The organism is Actinoplanes sp. NPDC023801 (genome assembly GCF_040639655.1).
Classification (GTDB): domain Bacteria; phylum Actinomycetota; class Actinomycetes; order Mycobacteriales; family Micromonosporaceae; genus Actinoplanes.
In genome coordinates, this window is the sequence record NZ_JBFAAI010000007.1 from 229,203 (window position 1) to 248,600 (window position 19,398).

The 19,398-nt window shown below is 66.5% G+C and carries 13 protein-coding genes; 5 read left to right on the plus strand and 8 right to left on the minus strand.

Annotated elements, in window-relative coordinates; genetic code table 11:
- Positions 1-342: 342 nt before the first annotated feature.
- The gene (locus AB0G04_RS16250; protein WP_360982689.1) at positions 343-3,765 is read right to left on the minus strand and encodes an NACHT domain-containing protein; all 3,423 of its coding nucleotides are present in this window, start codon (positions 3,763-3,765) and stop codon (positions 343-345) included.
- A 426-nt stretch (positions 3,766-4,191) separates the two neighbouring features.
- Entirely contained in the window at positions 4,192-4,323 is a 132-nt protein-coding gene (locus AB0G04_RS16255; protein WP_360982691.1) for a hypothetical protein, read from the minus strand.
- A gap of 307 nt (positions 4,324-4,630) precedes the next feature.
- Between AB0G04_RS16255 and AB0G04_RS16260 the strand changes: the two genes are divergently transcribed.
- The 4 genes from AB0G04_RS16260 to AB0G04_RS16275 all read left to right on the plus strand — a co-directional run bounded on the left by AB0G04_RS16260 (position 4,631) and on the right by AB0G04_RS16275 (position 9,447).
- A complete protein-coding gene (locus AB0G04_RS16260) occupies positions 4,631-5,473 on the plus strand; it encodes a restriction endonuclease (RefSeq protein ID WP_360982693.1) in 843 nt (280 codons plus the stop codon).
- Positions 5,474-5,609: 136 nt separating this feature from the next.
- Positions 5,610-6,449, plus strand: a complete 840-nt coding sequence (locus AB0G04_RS16265) for a vWA domain-containing protein (protein ID WP_360982695.1) — start codon at positions 5,610-5,612, stop codon at positions 6,447-6,449.
- A 20-nt stretch (positions 6,450-6,469) separates the two neighbouring features.
- Entirely contained in the window at positions 6,470-7,258 is a 789-nt protein-coding gene (locus AB0G04_RS16270) for a hypothetical protein (RefSeq protein WP_360982697.1), read from the plus strand.
- A 26-nt stretch (positions 7,259-7,284) separates the two neighbouring features.
- Positions 7,285-9,447 (plus strand): hypothetical protein, encoded by a 2,163-nt coding sequence (locus AB0G04_RS16275; protein ID WP_360982699.1) that lies wholly within the window; start codon positions 7,285-7,287, stop codon positions 9,445-9,447.
- A 54-nt stretch (positions 9,448-9,501) separates the two neighbouring features.
- On the opposite strand, the gene AB0G04_RS16280 is transcribed toward AB0G04_RS16275, so the two are convergent.
- Complete coding sequence (locus AB0G04_RS16280) at positions 9,502-10,332, minus strand: hypothetical protein (protein WP_360982701.1); 831 nt, start codon at positions 10,330-10,332, stop codon at positions 9,502-9,504.
- Positions 10,333-10,556: 224 nt separating this feature from the next.
- Here AB0G04_RS16280 and AB0G04_RS16285 point away from each other — a divergent pair, with 224 nt between their 5' ends.
- Positions 10,557-10,820, plus strand: a complete 264-nt coding sequence (locus tag AB0G04_RS16285) for a helix-turn-helix transcriptional regulator (protein WP_360982703.1) — start codon at positions 10,557-10,559, stop codon at positions 10,818-10,820.
- 115 nt (positions 10,821-10,935) lie between these two features.
- On the opposite strand, the gene AB0G04_RS16290 is transcribed toward AB0G04_RS16285, so the two are convergent.
- The 5 genes from AB0G04_RS16290 to AB0G04_RS16310 all read right to left on the minus strand — a co-directional run bounded on the left by AB0G04_RS16290 (position 10,936) and on the right by AB0G04_RS16310 (position 19,344).
- Entirely contained in the window at positions 10,936-12,114 is a 1,179-nt protein-coding gene (locus tag AB0G04_RS16290) for a protein kinase family protein (RefSeq protein WP_360982706.1), read from the minus strand.
- 420 nt (positions 12,115-12,534) lie between these two features.
- The gene (locus AB0G04_RS16295; protein WP_360982708.1) at positions 12,535-13,746 is read right to left on the minus strand and encodes a hypothetical protein; all 1,212 of its coding nucleotides are present in this window, start codon (positions 13,744-13,746) and stop codon (positions 12,535-12,537) included.
- Between the two features lie 1,034 nt (positions 13,747-14,780).
- Positions 14,781-15,107 carry a helix-turn-helix transcriptional regulator gene (locus AB0G04_RS16300; protein WP_360982710.1) on the minus strand — a complete coding sequence of 109 codons (327 nt, stop codon included), beginning with the start codon at positions 15,105-15,107 and terminating at the stop codon, positions 14,781-14,783.
- On the minus strand, positions 15,104-16,273 hold the full coding sequence (locus AB0G04_RS16305) for a site-specific integrase (protein ID WP_360982712.1): 1,170 nt from the start codon (positions 16,271-16,273) through the stop codon (positions 15,104-15,106). Before AB0G04_RS16305 ends, AB0G04_RS16300 begins: the two co-directional genes overlap by 4 nt.
- A gap of 164 nt (positions 16,274-16,437) precedes the next feature.
- Entirely contained in the window at positions 16,438-19,344 is a 2,907-nt protein-coding gene (locus AB0G04_RS16310) for a vitamin B12-dependent ribonucleotide reductase (protein ID WP_360982714.1), read from the minus strand.
- Between the last annotated feature and the right edge of the window lie 54 nt (positions 19,345-19,398).

A 19,398-nucleotide genomic window follows, 5' to 3' on the forward strand; every position in this document is an offset into this window, starting at 1 on the left:
CGTGACACCCAGCAGTGCATAGTGCCACCCGTGAGGTCTAGATGAGGCTGCCGGTCACCCCACCTCGGCCCGGATGACCGCAATGATCCGACAAGGGCGCCCGAACCCCGACGGAGTGATCAGCGGCTACCGTCGCCGAGGCGGTGCATCGGGTGTCGTGCGTCACCGCCACATGCGGACGCAGGCCGACTGCGACCTCAGCGGTGCGCCGCAGCAACGTGTTCTCGATCGGTGACCGGGTACGGAAGATTTGAAAACGGCCAGCGTAAGGGCGTCCCCGCAACCGCAATCACGCACAGTGCCGACCGATGCCCGCGGCAAGTGAATCTCCGGTCGGACGCCTTATGGCAGCGTCGGCTGCCGCCGACCGCAACCCGAGCATCGCATCGCGGACAATGGCTGCTCAGCCGCGCACCCGAGGCACGACCAGTGCGACGCGGGCGCATCTATCACTTCCGGGAGATCCTGGTGCTGTACGGCGTGCCGGACCGTAAGGTCTGCGTCTCGAGCGGCAGCGTCCTGCAATGCCGCCACGGCGGGCAAAGCGCGATCGAGTGTGTGTAGGACCCGAGCGCCGGCGACTCGCTGGACGGGGTCGGTGCTCGCTAGGAGGCGGGGGGCCGCGGCCGCGGGATCGTCGGAACAACGGCCAGCGAGTTGCGCGATCAGATAACGGCGGCGGGGCGGATACTCCGCCAACCGGCTCATCAACAGAGCGCTCAAGCTCTCGTCGCAGACGCCCAGCAGCGTGTGAGCGGCGACCTCGGCGATCCACTCCGACGCGGCGTCAAGAGCGGCCACCAGGGCAGTTCGGTCCGTAGCGGTAAGCCGGTTGACATCTGCGGCTGGCGGAGCGTCCGGCATCGGAGTGGTGAGCAGCTCCCACACATCACCTATCGCCACTTCGTTCGTGCGTTCGGTCAGCGCGCGTCTGGCCTGCGCGGCGACGTCCGCCCAGTCCAGGCCTGAGGCCGCCGCGAGCGCCCCGAGCCAGCCCCGCCGGGTTTCGTCGCTGTCGACGCCCACGGCGTTACCAAAGTCGGCCACGCTGATGTGCTGGGCACGCGCCGAGGCCAGCAGATCAGCAAGCTGGTCGTAACGCCATTGCTGGGTCGGCGACACGGTGGCCGGTATGTCGGAGAGCCCGGCGATCGCTTCCAGCAATGGACGTTCCCGGCCGGCCTGAATGATCGGGGCGCCCAAGATTGCCAGCGACGCGAGGCTTTGCGCGAGCGGCGAAGGGCGGACCGGTACGCCGTAACCGCGCAGCCTGCGGTCGAGCTCCAGCGATTCCTGCCAGTCGGCCCACTCGCTGATCGCCAGGATGTCGTCGGCGGCCTCCGAGCCGAGCTCAGGGAGATGTTTCGCGGCCTCGAACGCGCCCTGCACGTGACCGGTAACTAGGAAATTCCCCTGGACGAACTCGGTAGACCCGTCGATGTTGCGGGTTGTGATCCCGGGGCTGGAACGGGGCAGGTGAAGCAGAGCGCGTACCGCCGGGATCTCACCGGGAGCCAGAGGCCGCTGGTCGGCGTCCGCGTCGGAGAGCGCCGCCAACCCGGCCAACAGCGTCGCCCGGCTGGGACCGACTATCGCCCCCTGCAGCAGTTCGTCACGGCGGCTCCGCAACCCGGATGGCAGTCGCAGCCCGGCCAGCGACGGCCACGGCAGCCAGTTCGCCCCGTCTCGGTACTCCTGATGGGCAGGGGGTGGGCCTTCGGCGGTGTGCTGGTCGCCGGTGTACCCGACACCGGCGACGGCCAGGTTCTCCATTAGTCGTGACATCTGCTCCAGCGTGAACGCCGCTCCGGCACGGGCCGCCTTGGCGGCGATCAATGCGGCTGCCGCATCACCGGACGCGTTGATCAGCAGGGCGCGCACGTTGAGGTCGAGCTCGGCGGCGAGCAGCAGTCCCTGGTGGTGGTCGCCATCGTGCAGCGCTGCGGTGACCCATCTGGTCAGTGCGTGGGCGTCGAGTAGCCAGGTGCCCATCGCGGCGGCGATTTCGGTGAAGACCCGGCTCCGGGCGACAACCCCTCTTCCGGTCTGGACGAACACGCCGACGCGCTGGTCCCAGAACCACAGGATCGACTCGGCGGCCTCTTCAGCCTCGCCTTCGGCGAGTCGCCACCGGGGCGAGGTGAGCATCGTGACGAGGGCGTCCCGTGCCGCGGTGATAGAGACGGCACCCGTGGATGCCGACAGCAGCCGCCCGAGCGTTGCGAAACCGTCGAGCAGCCGCTGTCTGCTCTGCTCCAGCTGGCCGGGATCGGTGGCGACGCCGCGGCGCTGTTCCCACCGCTGCACGCTATCGATCACCGCTTGTTTCAACAATCGTGCGGGGCCAGCAGGCAGCGGCATGTCGCCGTCCATGGCGATGACCAGCGCAAGAAGGGTGGCCAGCAGCGGAACCTTACCGAAGTCACGGTGACTGGCCCTGGTCGTGCGCAGCCACTGCTTCCTCGAATGCAGCCAGTCCGGGAGGTGCCCCGCGTCGATGCGGCGGCTTGCTACGTGCTCCAGGACTTGATCGAGCACATCGTCGAGTCCGGTGGGTGTTGTGACCTCGACCTGCGGGAAGGCCAGCTGCTCGGCGGCGGGCAAAGCACTCGATCGCGTGGTCACCAGCACGCCGGTTTCGGCCGGCAATGTCGCGATGACGGTCGTTAAACCTTGCGCTACGAGCCCGCGCCGCGCGCCGCACTCGTCCAGGCCGTCGGCGAGCAGGACGGCACGCCCGTCGCGGCACCGTTGCTCAAGAGCCCGGGCGAGGTTTTCCTGCTCGTCGGCCGGTGCTTCCTCAGCGGCGATCTCGCACAGCACGCTCAACGTCACCATGGACGCTTGCGGACACCGTTCGGCGAGCCGGCGTAATGGTGTGATCACCGGAATCGGAGCGTCGTCGTCGCTCGCCCACCGCGCGGCGATCTGGCGCACCGTGGTCGTCTTGCCCATGCCCGGTAGACCTACTAACAGCAGCCTGCGCCACCGCCTGGCCACGTGCAGCAATTTGACCTTCTCCCGGCTCCCGTCGGATCCCACGACGTAACCGTGTAAACCGTCCGCGAGACCGGCCACCCGCAGCGGAGGGAGATCCTCGGCGAGCAGAGCGAGTTCGACGAGACCGTCCGCGTCACGCAACCGTTGCCGATGTGCTGCCACCGCAACCTGCTGCGCCCGCACAACGGCACCAACCGGCCCGCGCAGATCGCGGAACAGTTCTACTCCCGCCTCTTCGAGGGTGTTGAGCCAGACCTCTACATCGCTGACGTAGGCCTTGCCCGCGTCCACCTGCATCAACTTGTAGAGCGCATCGAAGGCTTTCTGACCGGCGTCAGCCGGAACAAGAACGTTTTCTAGCCGTGCAGCTGCCAGATCCGACTCCGGATTGCCGACCTCCCCGGCGTGAACCTTCAGAACGTGGGCGGCGTCGAGAATCCGCGTGACCTGTTCCTCCGAGAGCCCGGCGAGTAAGCCCTTCAACGTTTCCAAGGCGCTTTGCTGCCCGGCCGAGTACACCAGTGTGCCCGCACGGCGTCGCCGCAGCGCCTCACCGAGATCAACGATGGTCGAGGCGGGTTCGGCAACGACCAGACCCAGTCGGTCGCCCGGACGCAAGTCGTCGACCTGGGTCCTCCATTGGTTAACGGTCTTGCGGAACTGGGCGTCCAGGCTGCACTGGCGTTTGGCTGAGAAGTCGATGCGGGAGCCGTCGCTCAGCACACACCCGAGATCGTCGGTCGGCGCATCGGTCTCGAACTCCACTCTTACTGGGAACGGGCCCCGTGCGCCTGCCTCGAGGGGGAACGGCGAGTGCCCGGTCAGCCCGCAGCATGCCAGATAGGCTGCGACACCAGCACGGTGAACCGCACCCCCCTCGTTCCCTGCACCGCCACCCAGCCCGGACATCGCCCTCCCCGCACACCGCCCTGCCGCTTCCGCCTCAGCTTCCCGCGATGGCCGACCCGAACCACGGCGGCGCGCCGCCGTTGGGCCGGTAGTCTTGCTGGATGGTCATCGGCCATAGTGCGCAGCTGCAGAGCCGTAGCCTCGTCCAAGAACCGCTGTATCTCGTCGAGCCAAAGCACGGTGCGCGGCCCCAGCGCACTCAGCGACCTGGTCAGCTCGCCCGCGTCGAGCGGACGCCAGATATGCCATTCGTCGCCAAGGTGACCTTGTGGGCCGAACCGGTTAGCGGCCGCGGGCGACGGCGAAGAACAGCAACATCAGGATGAAGCCGAACCAAAAATTCCAGATCGAGTTCAACCGGTAGTACCCCTTGACCGGCTTGCCGCCGCGTTGGTGCGGCTTGACGAACGGCATGACTGACCCCTCCACGCGAAGATCACTGTGCGATCGAACGCCCACTACGGACGGTCGACATCCTTGCATCCACGTCTGACAATCTCGCCACACCGGCGAGGGCAGGATGCGCCCGAGTGGTGCGGTCCGAACTGACCGGCACGGCGATCCGGGGTAGGCGCTGCACTAACCGGAACCATGGGCGTCGTGTCGGGTTTCTGACATCCCAGCCATAGATCAACTTGAGCGGAAGTGTCAGACCCTCCCTCTACAGTCGGCAATCAGTCGCCCACGCAGGGCTGCGGCCGACGGCGCGAGGAAGGTGATTATGGCCAGACGCAGACGCACGACCCGGCGTACCAGCTCGGACACGGTCTGGTGGCTGGCAGGCGCGACGTTGCTGGGTATCAGCATCGTCGTGCAGTCGGTGCAACAGCACCCGGTGGCAGCGTCCCTGATCGCGATAGCCGTGCTCGCGGCGGCGTGCGGGGGCGGGTGGTGGTGGGTGCAGCGGTCCCGGCAGCTGGCGCAGCAGGAACGTACGGTCGCCGTCACCGACGTCATGTCCGGCTCGCAGTTCGAGCACTGGGTGGCGAGGCTGATGCGGGCCAGCGGATGCCGGAGGGTACGGGTGTCTGGCGGTTCCGGCGACATGGGCGCCGACGTGACGGGGTACGCCCCGGACGGGCGGCGGCTCGTCGTGCAATGCAAACGGTACAGCGCGAAAGTCGGCAGCCCCGAGGTGCAGCGCTTCGCCGGAACCGCCCGGCACATTCACGACGCCGACGTGGCGTTGCTCGTCACGAACAACTACCTCACCGCTCAGGCCGCCGACGTGGCCCGGCGGTGTCACATCAGCGTCGTCGACCGCGACGCGCTCGGCCGGTGGGCGGACTCGCTGACGGTGCCGATCGCCGCGCTCCCCGGCCAGCCGGTCACCTCCGCGGGGACGCGGTGGACACGGCTTCCCGCAGCCCGGCGCTTCCACCACTTAAGAACGGTGTGGTCGTCAAGGCGGGCACGACAGCGTTCGCGGCCCATCGCCCCCGTGGACGGACGTCCTCCGCCGGCGTCTCCTGCTGCTCCCGCCAGCGCCGTGCCGACGAATACCACCGCACCGCCGCCGGTTGTCGCCCCGGCCAACACGGATTGGTGGAACGAGGCGCCGTAACACCGCTGCCACACCTAAACAGTGTCTGACCTGGCTGAACCGTCCTCGGTAGGAACTCACCCTCAACAAGCCGTCGTCACGTCCCACCAGGAACGTCACCTGCCCGTTGCACAATCCGAACCCGGAAGGAACCACCGTGGCGTACACCGCCGAGATCAGCCGCTCGAACCCCAGCTGCTTCATCTTCCTGCTCGACCAATCGGCGTCGATGCTCGACGAGATCACCGAAGGCGAGCTGGTGCGCTGCAAGGCGGACGTGGTCGCCGACGCGCTGAACCGGCTCCTGCGCGAGCTGGCGATCAAATGCGCCAAGGAAGGCGGCGTCCGCGACTACTTCCACGTCGCGGTCATCGGCTACGGCGTACGCGTCGGATCGCTGTTCGAAGGCGAGCTCAGCGGGCGCGACCTGGTCCCGCTGTCACAGGTCGCGAAGTACCCGGCCCGGGTAGAAGAGCGAATGAAGAAGGTCCCCGACGGCGCCGGTGGGCTGGTCGAGCAGCCGACCAAGTTCCCGGTCTGGGTGGAACCGGTCGGTAATCACGGCACCCCGATGGTCGAGGCACTGCGCCAGGCGACCATCCTGGCCAACACATTCCTGGCGACCAATGAGAACTGCTTCCCGCCGGTGGTGCTGAACCTGACCGACGGGCAGTCCACCGACGGCGATCCGCGCCCGGCCGCGGAAGCGTTGCGGGAGCTGGCGTCCACTGACGGCAACGTGCTGCTGTTCAACCTGCATGTGTCCAGCGAGGGTGGCAAGCCGACCATCTTCCCGGGAGCGTCGGCCGAGCTGAATGATGAGTACGCCCGCACCTTGTTCTCGATGAGTTCCCCGCTGCCGCCGCACATGCGCGCCTACGCCGCACAGCAGGGCATCGCCGTCGATGACACCAGCCGCGGCTTCGTCTACAACGCCGACATGATCACCATCGTGCAGTTCCTCGACATCGGCACCCGCGCCACGGACCTGCGCTGAGCCTGAAGGCGGTTCTGCTCATGCGCGCATTCATCAGTACGTTCGCGGTACCCAAGGCCGGCTCGACTGATCAGGAGTACGAGGACGCCAGCGAAGTGCGACCCGCGGCCGATGACGACGCGGAGGTCACCGGGCCGTGGCTGGCCGCCGCGGTCGCGGACGGTGCCAGCGAGGCCATGCTCGCCGGACACTGGGCCCGACACCTCACCACCACGTTCACGGCGGCGCCCGCCGGGCAGGACCTAGCCGCGACGATCGTCGCGGCGGCGGCCGGCTGGGACGCGGTTGAAGCCGAGTACCGGCATGCCCGCGACGAGGCCGGCGAGCCGATCGCCTGGTACGAGGAGGATGGGCTGCGTCGCGGCGCCTACGCCACTCTCGTCGGCGTTCACCTGCTCGACGGCGCCACCGACCATCAGGGGCCGCTGCTGGCGTCCGCGCTCGGCGACGCCTGCCTGTTCCAGGTACGCGACGACGAGCTGATCACCGCATTCCCGATCGACAACCCCGACGAGTTCGACACCCGGCCCGGTCTGGCCCCGTCCCGGCCGCTCGACCCCGCCAAGATCGGCGAGCACGTGGTGGCGCTGGCCACCGAGTGGCGGCAAGGCGATCAGCTGCTACTGGCCAGCGACGCCCTGGCCCAGTGGTTCCTGGCGCAGACCCGGGCTGGTGGAACACCGTGGCGCACCCTGTCCGATCTCGGCACCGACGCCGAGATCGGCGGGTTCGCCGCCCTCGTCGACGGCTGCCGCGCCAACGGGTCGCTGAAGAACGACGACACCACGCTGTTGCGCATCGACCTGTGAACCGCTGACGAACGAGGACGACCACCGTGACCCAGCAAAGATCACCGACCCGGTACCCGACCGGCGGCGACTACGTCGACGCGCTGCAAGCGCCGGGCCTGGCCTTCACTGACCCCCAGCTGCGGGCCGGCACGGTCAAGACCGACGCCCTCGGCATGCCAGAGCCGGTGTCAGGCAACTTCGCCTCCGTCTTCCACGTCTACGGGACCACGGGTGAACAGTGGGCGATCAAGTGTTTCGTCCGTCCTGACGCAGACCGGCACCACCGGTACGACGCGATCGCCACCGCTCTGCAGGCATTGCACCATCCGGCCCTGGTGGACTTCGACTACCAGGCCGACGGGATCATGGTGGCCGGCGTGCGGTACCCGCTGCTGAAGATGCGCTGGGTCCAGGCCCAAGGGCTCATGCCATGGCTGGAAACGCACATCTCACACCCGGAACGGCTGCTCACCGTGGCCGAGCAATTCGCTGACGTCGTCGCCACGCTGGAGAAGGCGGGTATCGCGCACGGCGACCTGCAACACGGCAACCTGCTGATCACCGACCAGGACGAACTCAAACTGATCGACTACGACGGCATGTACGTCCCGGAGATCGCCGAGCTGCCACCGAACGAGAAAGGCCTCGTCAACTACCAGCACCCCCGCCGCGGCGACAGCGACTACGGGCCCGGCCTCGATCGGTTCTCCGCCTGGGTGATCTACACCAGCCTGGTCGCGCTCGCCGCCCGCCCAGACCTGTGGAGACGCCTGCGCGCCACTGACGACGACACCAAACTGCTGTTCGCCTCCGACGACTACCTCGACCCGGCCGCCTCCGGCGCCTTTCAAACGCTGCGCTCCGCGGGGCCGCCGCATCTAGCCGCTCTCGCCGACCAGCTCGCCACCTTCACCCGCCTGACCCCCTCGCAGATACCCGCGCTGGAAACCATGCCCGCGGGCACGGTGTCGATGCCCGCACCACGCGCTGCTTCCGCGACGGAAACACCCGATTGGCTGGCCGACCACCTACCCAAAACACCACCGGTCAGCCCAGCCGCACCCGCCGAAACACCGGCCAGCGCCTCGGTGCACTCATTCGTCGGAAGACATCTGGCCGTCGCTCGCCTCGCCGCCGCAGGTCTGCTGCTCGGCGTTGCTGGGGGTATCGCGGCCGGCGTCGGCGTGGCCGCGCTGGCCGCCATGCCCGTCTTCGCCTGGATCCTCACCGCCCTTACCGCCATGGTCGCGATCGCCGGCAGCTACCTGACTCATCCGTTGGTCGCGGCCCGCCGCAAGGCTCGCGACGCCTACATCGCCGCCCAGCAAGAACTGGCCGCCGCCAAAGCCCAGGCGCAGGCCGTCCGAGGAACGCGGGCCCAGCTGGAGTCCGCCACCACCGCCCAGCAACAGGCGCTGCGCGGCCAGCGGGACGCCGCCATCCGGCAGCGTGACACCGCGATAGCGCACGCACAACAGGTCCTGCAGCAGAGCCTGCACAGCATCGCGCAACGGCGATCGGACTGGAGCAACACCCCACAGGCCCGGGAGCAGAAACGACTTGCCGAGATCGCCGCGGAGTACGTTCAGCGCGCACTGAGCAACGCCGTCATCGCCAAGAACCCACCGCGCGGCATCGAGGCCAAAATTGCCGGAGCGCTGGCCGACCAGGGCTTCCGGACCGCTGCCGACTTCGTCGACTACCGCACCGTGTCCGGGCACGGCCGTTACGACAAGACGTTCATCAAGCGGAGCCGAACCGACTATGGAACGTACGTGGAGAACGTCGGAGAAAAGCGCGCCAAGGCCCTGTTGCAGTGGCGACAGAACATCATCAGCCGGGCGGAGAGTCAGGCGCCCAAGACCCTCACCCCGCAGCAACGCCACGAGGTGACCGTGCAGGTCCAGCAGATCCAGGCCGCTCTCAACGCCGAAGAGAATGCGGCCAAGCAGCAGGCTCGCACCGCGGTGGAACAGGCACGAGCCGCCGAAGGGGCGGCACAGGTAGCTATGGACGCGCAGGAGAAACAGCTGGAGGCGGAGGCTCAGGACAAGCGCGCGAACCTTGATCGACGCATCGTCGGAGCCGACGCGGCGGTCACCGCCGCCCGTCGCAATGCGGGGGACATGAGCGACGCGCTGGCGCCCCTAACACGAGTTTCCGCGGGCACCTACCTGCTGGCCATCGTGGGAGTCACCTCGCCGTAGGACCGATAGCGCTGACATGCCAAAGCCACGCTGGAGAGGTCGTTCGGGCCGTGGTCAGCCAGCGAGTAGTTCGCCCGGATTTTCCGGTGGGCTGCCCGCGCTGGTTTTAGACTGGTGCAGCTGGTACCGCTTGCGGCGGCTGACGAGAAGACAGTCGGCGTGATACCAGCGACGGCGCCCCACAGGGCGTCCTGCTCCGACCAAGTCACCGAAGGCCATTGGTGTCGCGCATTCCGCGCACAGTCCACCGAACTGTGCAGCGACGGTTTGGCGGGCCAGCCGGTAGGCGGCGAGGATCTGCGGGGCGTTGGATCGCTCATTGCTATCGCGGATCGGATCGCCGTGGCCGCACGCGAGACGGTCAGCCCGACCCGCGTGCTCGGCTCCGACGTAACCGCACTGAGGGCAGGCCGTCCATTGATACCAGTTGTCATGCGCGGTGAGCATGGATTCGAAGTTGTTCCGATTCCACCGCGGACCCTCGGCGTCCATGTGCTCCGGTGCCGGCAGGCCACCGGCGCTGTACAGGACCTCCCGGGCTCGCCACTGCTCAGGTAGCGGCCGTCCCGAGTGCGTTTCGTGGATCTCGCACGTCATCCCGGGCACGAATTGGTTATGCGCCTCGCACGGCTCACAGTCCGCGGCTGCCGCGAACTCCTGCCAGCGCCGGAAATCTTCCTGGAAGTCCGCATCGAGGCCCACCTGGAACCACAACTCATGGCGGGGAAGCCAGAAGTCGGGTGCGTACCGTACACCGCTGCCCAGCGTGAATGTCTCAGGCCGGAACTGCCACGGCATGAACAGATCCTCGAAGAACAACGCCCACTGCGCGTGCAGCAGCGTGGGGAACCGTACGCCGGAGAACTGCACCTCGGTCGCGTTCAACGCCAGACCTCCCTGCCTCGACTACGCGGTCTGCCATTCCCTGGCCGGGGAGATGCCATGTCCCTGGCCGGGGAGACGACGGCCCCTAAAGAGGGAGCGTCCGCGAGACTGCCCGAGCGACATGAGGATCAGCCAAGCTCGGTAACAGTCGCCACGCACCGTATGCCGAGAAAGTGCGCTACAGCGCACTGACACGCGGATGACCTCAACGTTCGCTTGAACGCGTGATCGATCCGCCGCCGCCCTACGACGTGACGGCACTCGGCGTCTCGATCGCGAAAGCCCGCCAAGCGGCAAGGCTCACGCTTGAGCAGCTGGCCGAGCGCAGCGGCATCTCCCGCCGCCAGCTCATCGACATCGAACAGGCCAATAAGACACCGCGGATCACCACGCTGCACGCAATTGCGCACGGACTCGGCATCCCTGTGGGAGACCTCGCACAGCACGGTTGCGTCCACGGGGACGACGTCGCGGAAGCGTCGTATTGAGCACAGCGTCGCGCATCGCGGCGCGGTATTGCAGGTCGCTCCGACACAGATTGAAGGCGGCTCGGTCCGGTGACAGCCGCCGGGCCTGCTGTGCGCTTCGGGCTGATTGTGCCTGCTAATCGGTGAGCTGTTCGACGTCGACGATTAGGTCCCGGACCGATTGGTACCGGTTGGCGAGGTCATGAGTGGTGCACGTCCGCACGATGCGGGCGACCGCTGAGTCGGCTATCGGCAGTGCTTCGCGGCCGGTAAAGATGTACGACAGCACCCAGCCGATGGCGTAGATCTCGTTAGTGACGCCGTACGCCCGAAAGTCATGCAGGACCGGGTCGCGGATGGTGCCGCGCATCTCCGTGGCCGTCCGGGTGAATTTCGACGCCGGGTCCTTGACGAGCCCGAAGTCCGACAATTTCACCAGGACGGCGTTGCTGGTGTACACCTTCAGCAGTACGTTCTGCAGGCTGATGTCGCGGTGCAGCAGCGACTGCCCGTGTAGATAGCTAATCGCGTACAGGAACTGTAGCGCGATGCGCTTGCGCGATGGGAACGACAGGTTGCTATTGCGCCGCTTGATGAACGACCGCAGGGTGTCCTGGCAGTACTCCATTCGGTACTCGTTGCGGGTGTCGTTGTACTGGTACACCTCAAGGATGTAGGGAAAGCTGAGCCGCTTCATCGTCTCGAACTCTTTCTTAAAACGGACCAGGTCCCGGTCGCTGATCCCCTTCTTTGCCCGCTTGATCGCGAATCGGGTGCCGTACTCCGGGTCGGTGTACGAGTACACGATCGCGTACGAGCCTTCACCTTCCATTTTAAGTTTGACCAGGCGCCGGTCTGTGGCTAGCCGGGTCGTCGTGTCCGCTCGCACGAACACCGGCTCGTACCGCACCACTACGATAGAGGTGAAGTTGTCCGGTATCGGGCTGCCGCCGCTGGTCGATAGCCACTGCTGGCACCGGTCCACCACCAGCCGGTATCGGTCGTCGAACCGGACTTCGACGCCTGAGGCTGTCAACGCCATCAGAGCTTGGTGCAGGTCGTCGATCAAAGCGATCAGTTCGCGGCTCGCGTCCGCCCAGTAATGCCGACCGCTGCGGGCCCGGTCGTTGATACTTTCGAAGTGCCGGGTCAGCTGGTCGTGGAAGTACGCGAACATCGGACCGAGTTCGGGGTCGTCGTACAGCTGGGAGAACACCGGTTCCGGCGTGTACCCGCCGTACCTTGCGGCGAAGTCAGCGAGCATCAGTTCCAGCGGGGTCCCTACGTCGGTCACTGCCTGTACGCCTCGCTTCATCTGACACACCCGAGTCGGTGGGATGGTCGCCTGGCGCTCGGGATGGCACCGTCGGGAGAGGCCCTAGGGTTCACGTTCCGGCGCCGCCGCCGAAACCTCGACGCCCCGTGGGGCGTCGAGGCGAGTACATTTCGAACTTACCCCAGGACTCGGACTCGGCCGCCACACCGCAAACCTGGCTGAAGGTCTCGTTCGGACAGAAGCGGCTGAGAAGCCGGTCACCCCAGATGGTGACATGGCTACCGGCCGGTGAGGCCGCTGCGGGAATCGAGGACTGCAGGCCCCCATCGCGTTCGTTGCGAACTACATCGCGTCGCCGGCGGAGTCTTGTGCTATTCCGAGATAGCTCAAGCCCGAGTTCGCGTTCGTTAACCGGCACGGGCGCCCTGTCGCGCGGGCTCACCCCGTCGTGACACTCACTTAGCTGCTTGACAGGTAGGCATCCCGGGTGTGGGCGACGAAGGCGTTCCAGTCTTGCTGCATGCTGCGGGACCACGCGACCGCCGTGTTGATGTGAAGCCCGAGCAGACCGGCCAGGACGGCGGATGGGACGTCACTGGCGAACTCGGCCAATGCGGTGTTGCGGGAGGGGCGCAGCACGAGGCCGACTTCGGCAAGATCCTGCCGGAGACGTTCGGTTGTGATGTGCCGGCCGGGAAGGCCTCCGGGGAAGATCCACCGAGCGGCGGTGTCGTTGCGGCCGACAAGAGCTTTTCCTCTGGGCGCAGAGACCAGCTTGGCCAGGAGAGCGCCCAACGGCTCCGGAACGTCGATAGGAACTTGGGCCATCCTTATCTTGGTGACACCGTCTTCGACGTTGACCCGATCGGTTGTCCACGCCGTGATGCGAGACAAGTGCTGGCCATAGAGCAGCGCGAAGGCGCCGGCGACTCGAACATGCAGCTTTATCGCGTCGTCGTGCAGGAATCGCGTCAGCAGGTCCCAGCGAGCGTCATCATCGATGCGTTCGGCAGGACGCTGCGGCTGCCGCAGCGGGATAGTCAACTTGGCACAGAGCCGGCGCCGATGGGCCCAGTGGATGAAGTCGCGGACGACGTAGCGCCGGGTGTTGCCTGCGGCGAGGTATAGGTCCATTAGCTTCTGGTCAGCTTGCTCGAGGGTCGTGGAATGCTCGTCAAGAAAGCGCAGGAAATGTAGCGCCGCGGTCACGCGCTGTCTCAGCCACTTGGCGCTGCCTTCAGTGAATTTGCCCGACACATCCCGTTGGCGGGCGCGGCGTAAAAGGGTCCATTGGGCGAACGGGCGAACGAGGTTGCTGTGCGAGCGTGGAACGACTGCGCATCGGTCCTGGATCCAACGCTCGATGCGCTCGAGGTGTTCCGATCGCTCTTCGAGGATTCCAGCGCTGGCGAGAAGTGCGCGAAGGTGGTCCAGTTCCTTGCCGCCCTGCAGGTTGTCAAGCAGGTCGTGTGTGATTGGCTGATTCGCATCGACGAGTGTGGCCAGGGTCCGGGAGCCGCCTTTTCCGAGCCATCCCAGGACTGAACGGGCATTTTCGGTGCCGATCAACGACTCGCGTAACGGAGCGAGGTCGACGGTGGCATCGGCTGGCAGCAGTTCGTCGAGGACGTGCTCGAGGTGGCAATCGGCGCAATCTCCGCGGGCTTGCATCCGGCCGGGTGCCCTGCAGTTGACGCAGCGGTAGTCTCGCTTGTCACCGGCGCAGGGACCGCAGATGCGGCCGTCGTGGCGCAGGCCGGTGAGGACGGCGAGCTGCCCGCAGGCAAGGCAGGTGTCAGGGCTGGACAGGGCGCCCTCGTAGCAACTGGCGCAGACCGGTCCGAGGGGCCAACGAGCCTGGGCGCGTCGCTGAGTTCCGCAGAGTGCGCAGGAGGGGACGGGTTTGACGGGTCGGGGCAGTGGAGGGGTCCGTGCGCCGGTTCGGGGCCGTGCGACATCGGCGCTTGGGGGCGTTCTTTGCTCGCCGCCCGCGGCGGCCGCTCGGTCGGCGCACCGTTCGCAGAGGTCGGGTCGTCCGTGTCGTGCGCGGACGGCGATGTAGGTTTGTCTGTCGCAACCGCCGCAGGGCCGGGTTGGTTGGACAGCCTTGTAGCAGCTCGCGCAGAGAGGGCCGGCGTCGGTGCGACTGTGGACGTGTCGGTCGTTTCCGCATCCGGCGCAGGTTTCCCGGGTGCGGGGTCGGCAGGTCTGGCAGAACGGCTGGCCTTGTTCGTTACGGGCCCTGACCGGGAGGGTCCGCTGGCAGCCGATGCATGGTTCCGCCTGGTCGAGGTCACGGCAGCGGGAGCAGCGCACTTTTCCTTCTGGCAGCCGCACTGCTATCGGCTTTAACTCGCCGCAGTCGGCGCATTGACCAGTGTTGGCACGGTTGTAGCAAGCGCCGCAGATTCGCCCGTGTGGCACGCGGTGACGTAGGGGACGAACGCGGCCGCAGTCCGCGCAGCGGGGCGGTGTAGCGGTTTCGACGTCGTTGTCACGCAGGATCGCCACTAGACGGATGGTCTCTGCGGGCATAGCGGAGGTGCCGCTGACAAGCCCGTCGCGGTGTTCGGTTAGAAAGCCGTTGAGGCGTGATAGTGCGGCCGGGCCAAGGTTGAGACCGCGGACGGCGTCTTGCAGTCGTCCGGCGTCGATGCCGAGAATGCTGGCGTGCCGTTCGGCAACTGCTGCCGAAAGTTCTCGGGTCATAACCCGTCAGGCCGTCGGACGACAGTTCGCGTGGTGGGCAGTTCTCGGATGTTCGATCCGGTGGTCGCTTCCTTGCGGATCTGCTCATTGATGACCTGGACCTCGATAAGGTCCTGCGGGCCGCAGTCCAGAATGTGACACAGGGCGGCCAGGATGTCCAAGGACAGCCGTTGCGGGGTCTGGACAACAAGCCGGTAAACCTGTTCCCGGGACAGGTTGATGCCTCGTTCGGCCAGAAGTGGGTGCAAATCGGAAGTGGCGAACATTCCGCGGGCCGCCATGATCTGCCTTAGGTGCCAGACATATCCGCTGGTGCGTTTCACGGTTTGCCCTTCCCGGTCAGGCTGGCTGGCACGTCAAGGCTACGATCGCCGAGTTGCCGGGCAAGCGACGCGGTCAGGATGCGGTTGCGATAGCCGTCGCCGACGTGGCTGTAGATTGCGGTTGTGGACGCGTAGCCGTGACCAGCTTGCTGTTGCACGAACAGTTCCGGGTAGCCAAACTCCAGCAGATGGGTGATGTAGGAGTGCCGGAGGCAGTGCAACGTCAATTCGTCAGGCAAGCCCGCGGCAGCGCGGATTTCGGCGAAGTTCTCGTCGAGCCGGCTGACTTGTACCCGTCCGGCTCTCTCCGTCATCCATAAAGCAGGGTGGGCTCCTGGGTTGAATCCGGATCGCAATTCGTCGACCCAAAGACGCATCAGGTCCGGCCACCAGTCAAATTCTGGGACGAGTAGCACGGTTCGACGGCGGGGACGGCTGCCGGCAACGCCTTTGCCCCAGCGTACTTCGAGAGCGCCGAAGCGGCCCCAGGTTGGCACGTTGGGGTTTCGTCGCAGGTCAGCCAGGTCCAGCCCGCATGCCTCGCGCCGGCGAAGACCGAAGGCGTAGATCGTCTTGATCGTGATGGCGTCGCGGTGGGCGGCCAGTACGCCCTTGCGCTTGAGGGATCTGATGCGTTCCACGCGTTCGTCGGCGGCGTCGAACAATGCCTGCAGCTCGTCGTAGGTGAGAGCTCGGCGGCCGGGTCGGCCTTCGTAGGCGGCATTGTGCGCGACAGTGTTCCACTCGTGGCAGATCTGCTGCGGAACGGCGGCGAATCGGGTGCTGCACTGGTTGACCCAGTCGTATCGGGCGTCAATCAGGTACTCGCAGAACAAGCCGAGTTCGGTCTGATAAGAGCGCAGCGTTGAGGGCTCAATCGGCTTGGCGCCAGAGACGAGCGACGCCGACCAGGCTTCCAGGTCGGCGGGCTCCCACTGCCAGGGGTAGCTGTTGGTGAAGCGCTGGAACCGCTTCACCAGGTCGATGCGGCCCTTGATCGTGGACGGTTTGAGGTGGCGTGCCTGCTGCTGTCGTGTCCAGCCCTCCAACATGGCGGCAAACACTGCTGGCTCTTCGTCGAGATGCCGAACGTTCCCAGGCAGCAACGTCAATGCCGAGCCAGGTTCTCCACCAGCCGCCATCGTGCACTCCTCAACGTGTTGCATCTGACGCATCATCCTTGCATCCGCCTGGCGAGGGCGGGACACCGGGGCAGGTCAGGTACACGAAAGAGCGGCATCGGGACTACCCGATGCCGCTCTTGTGCAGGTACTTCTAGCGCTCAGGCTAGCCGTTCCCTATGTTGCATCCACTGCAATAGCGGAGCTTTTCAGCTGCAGCCGGAGGTGGAGCCGCAGCCCTCACAGACGTAGCAGCTGCCGGCGCGGCGCATCTTCGTACCGCAGGTGAAGCAGAGCGGCGCGTCGGCCGCGTGGCCGGTCACCTTCTCCAGCAGCTCGGTCGAGGAGCCGACCGGTGCCGGGGTCTCCCTCTCCGGGGTGGTGGAGGCCTTGACCTCGGCCACCGTCACCTTGGCGGGGTTGGCCGCCGGGGTGGAGACCGGCGCGGAGGCGGCCAGGGTGGCCAGTTCCTCGGTGGCCTCGGCGGCGGCCGCCTCGGCAGCGGCCTGCGCGGTCCGCTCCTTGACGGTGAAGATGCCGAGCTCGGCCCGCGTCTCGTACGGCAGGAAGTCCAGCGCCAGGCGACGGAAGATGTAGTCCATCACCGAGGTCGCCATGCGCACGTCCGGGTCGTCGGTCATACCGGCCGGCTCGAAGCGCATGTTGGTGAACTTGCTGACGAACGTCTCGAGCGGGACGCCGTACTGCAGCCCTATCGAGATCGCGACCGAGAAGGCGTCCATGACGCCGGCCAGGGTGGAACCCTGCTTCGACATCTTGAGGAAGACCTCGCCGAGACCGTCGTCCGGGTAGGACGAGGCGGTGAGGTAGCCCTTGGCGCCGGCGACCGAGAACGACACCGTCTCCGACGCCCGCTTCTTCGGCAGGCGCTTACGGATCGGGCGGTACTCGATGACCTTCTCGATGATCTTCTCGACCGTCTTCTCGTCGACGACCTTCTCCGGCGTGGCGGCCTTCGACGACGACTTGGCGGCCGACAGCGGCTGGCCGACCTTGCAGTTGTCGCGGTAGATTGCGAGCGCCTTGAGACCCAGCTTCCAGCCCTGGTAGTGGATCTCCTCGATCTCCTCGACGGTCGCCGTCTCCGGCATGTTGACCGTCTTGGAGATGGCACCGGAGATGAACGGCTGCACCGCGGCCATCATCTTGACGTGACCGAGCGGGGAGATCACCCGGTCACCCATGGCGCAGTCGAAGATCGCGTAGTGCTCCGGCTTGAGACCGGGCGCGTCGACGACGTTGCCGTGCTCGGCGATGTGCTCGATGATCGCCTCGACCTGCTCCTCGGGGTACCCGATGCTGCGCAGGGCGCGCGGAACCGTCTGGTTGACGATCTGCATCGAGCCGCCGCCGACGAGCTTCTTGAACTTGACCAGGGCCAGGTCGGGCTCGATGCCGGTGGTGTCACAGTCCATCATCAGGCCGATGGTGCCGGTCGGCGCGAGCACCGAGGCCTGCGCGTTGCGCCAGCCGTTCTTGGCACCGATCTTGTTGCCGTTCTGCCACTGCCGCGTCGCCTCGCGGAGCACCTCGGTGGCGACCGCGCCGATCGGGCGGACCTCGTCGTTGGCGGCGGCGTGCTTACGCATGACCCGCTGGTGCGCGTCGGCGTTGCGGGCGTAGCCCTCGTACGCGCCGACGACACCGGCCAGCTCGGCCGAGCGGCGGTAGGCGGTACCGGTCATCAGCGAGGTGATTGCCGCGGCGACACTACGGCCACCATCGGAGTCGTACGGAAGACCGGACGCCATGAGCAGCGCGCCGATGTTCGCGTATCCGATGCCGAGCTGACGGTATGCCCGGGTGGTGATCCCGATCTTCTCGGTCGGGAAGTCGGCGAAGCAGATCGAGATGTCCATCGCGGTGATGATGAACTCGACGCTCTTGACGAACTTCTCCACCTCGAAGCCACCGTCGGACTTGAGGAACTTCATCAGGTTCAGTGAGGCCAGGTTGCAGGACGAGTCGTCCAGCGACATGTATTCCGAGCACGGGTTGGACGCGGTGATCCGGCCGGTCTCGGGGTTGGTGTGCCAGTCGTTGATCGTGTCGTCGTACTGCAGGCCGGGGTCGGCGCACTCCCAGGCGGCCTGGGCGATGCCACGGAACAGCTTCCGGGCGTCGATGGTCTCGATGACCTCGCCGTCGAGGCGGCCGCGGAGACCGAATTCGGTGCCTTCCTCGTACGCCCGCATGAACTCGTCGCTGACCCGCACCGAGTTGTTGGCGTTCTGGTACTGCACGGAGACGATGTCGGCGCCGCCCAGGTCCATGTCGAAGCCGGCGTCCCGCAGCGCGCGGATCTTGTCCTCCTCGCGCGCCTTCGTCGAGACGAACTCCTCGATGTCCGGGTGGTCGACGTCGAGGATGACCATCTTCGCCGCGCGCCGGGTGGCGCCGCCGGACTTGATGGTGCCCGCGCTGGCGTCGGCGCCGCGCATGAAGCTGACCGGGCCGCTCGCCGTTCCGCCGGACGACAGCAGCTCCTTGGACGACCGGATCCGGGACAGGTTGACACCCGAGCCGGAACCGCCCTTGAAGATCAGGCCCTCTTCCTTGTACCAGTCGAGGATCGAGTCCATCGAGTCGTCGACCGACAGGATGAAGCAAGCGCTGACCTGCTGCGGCGACTTGGTGCCGACGTTGAACCAGACCGGCGAGTTGAAGCTGAACACCTGGTGCAGCAGCATCCAGGTGAGCTCGTGGTCGAAGATCTCAGCGTCGGCGGGGGTGGCGAAGTAGCCGTAGTCCTCGCCGGCCTTGCGGTAGGTCTTGACGACCCGGTCGATCAGCTGCTTGAGCGACCACTCCCGGTCAGGTGTGCCGACCGCGCCACGGAAGTACTTGGTCGTGACGATGTTCGCGGCGTTCACGCTCCAGAACGCCGGGTACTCCACGCCGCGCTGCTCGAAGTTGATCGAGCCGTCGCGCCAGTTGGTCATGACGACGTCGCGGCGTTCCCACTCGACCTCGTCGTACGGGTGAACGCCCTCGCTCGTCCAGACCCGCTCCACTCGCAGCCCCCCGGCCGCCGCGCCGCCGCCGCCGTTCGTCCGGCTGCGCTGGCGACCTGCAGTGATGCCGTCTCCGGCCATATGGATGTGCTCCCCCTCGTAGATACCGCTACAGGTGTGTCGGTATGAAGTGCC

What these genes read in the sequence shown, in the direction of transcription:
- AB0G04_RS16260 (WP_360982693.1), top strand. Translation starts at nt 4,631, where the DNA reads ATGGCCAGACGCAGACGCACGACCCGGCGTACCAGCTCGGACACGGTC.
- AB0G04_RS16305 (WP_360982712.1), bottom strand. Translation starts at nt 16,273, where the DNA reads ATGCAACACGTTGAGGAGTGCACGATGGCGGCTGGTGGAGAACCTGGC.
- AB0G04_RS16255 (WP_360982691.1), bottom strand. Translation starts at nt 4,323, where the DNA reads ATGCCGTTCGTCAAGCCGCACCAACGCGGCGGCAAGCCGGTCAAGGGG.
- AB0G04_RS16295 (WP_360982708.1), bottom strand. Translation starts at nt 13,746, where the DNA reads ATGCAAGCCCGCGGAGATTGCGCCGATTGCCACCTCGAGCACGTCCTC.
- AB0G04_RS16270 (WP_360982697.1), top strand. Translation starts at nt 6,470, where the DNA reads ATGCGCGCATTCATCAGTACGTTCGCGGTACCCAAGGCCGGCTCGACT.
- AB0G04_RS16310 (WP_360982714.1), bottom strand. Translation starts at nt 19,344, where the DNA reads ATGGCCGGAGACGGCATCACTGCAGGTCGCCAGCGCAGCCGGACGAAC.
- AB0G04_RS16290 (WP_360982706.1), bottom strand. Translation starts at nt 12,114, where the DNA reads ATGAAGCGAGGCGTACAGGCAGTGACCGACGTAGGGACCCCGCTGGAA.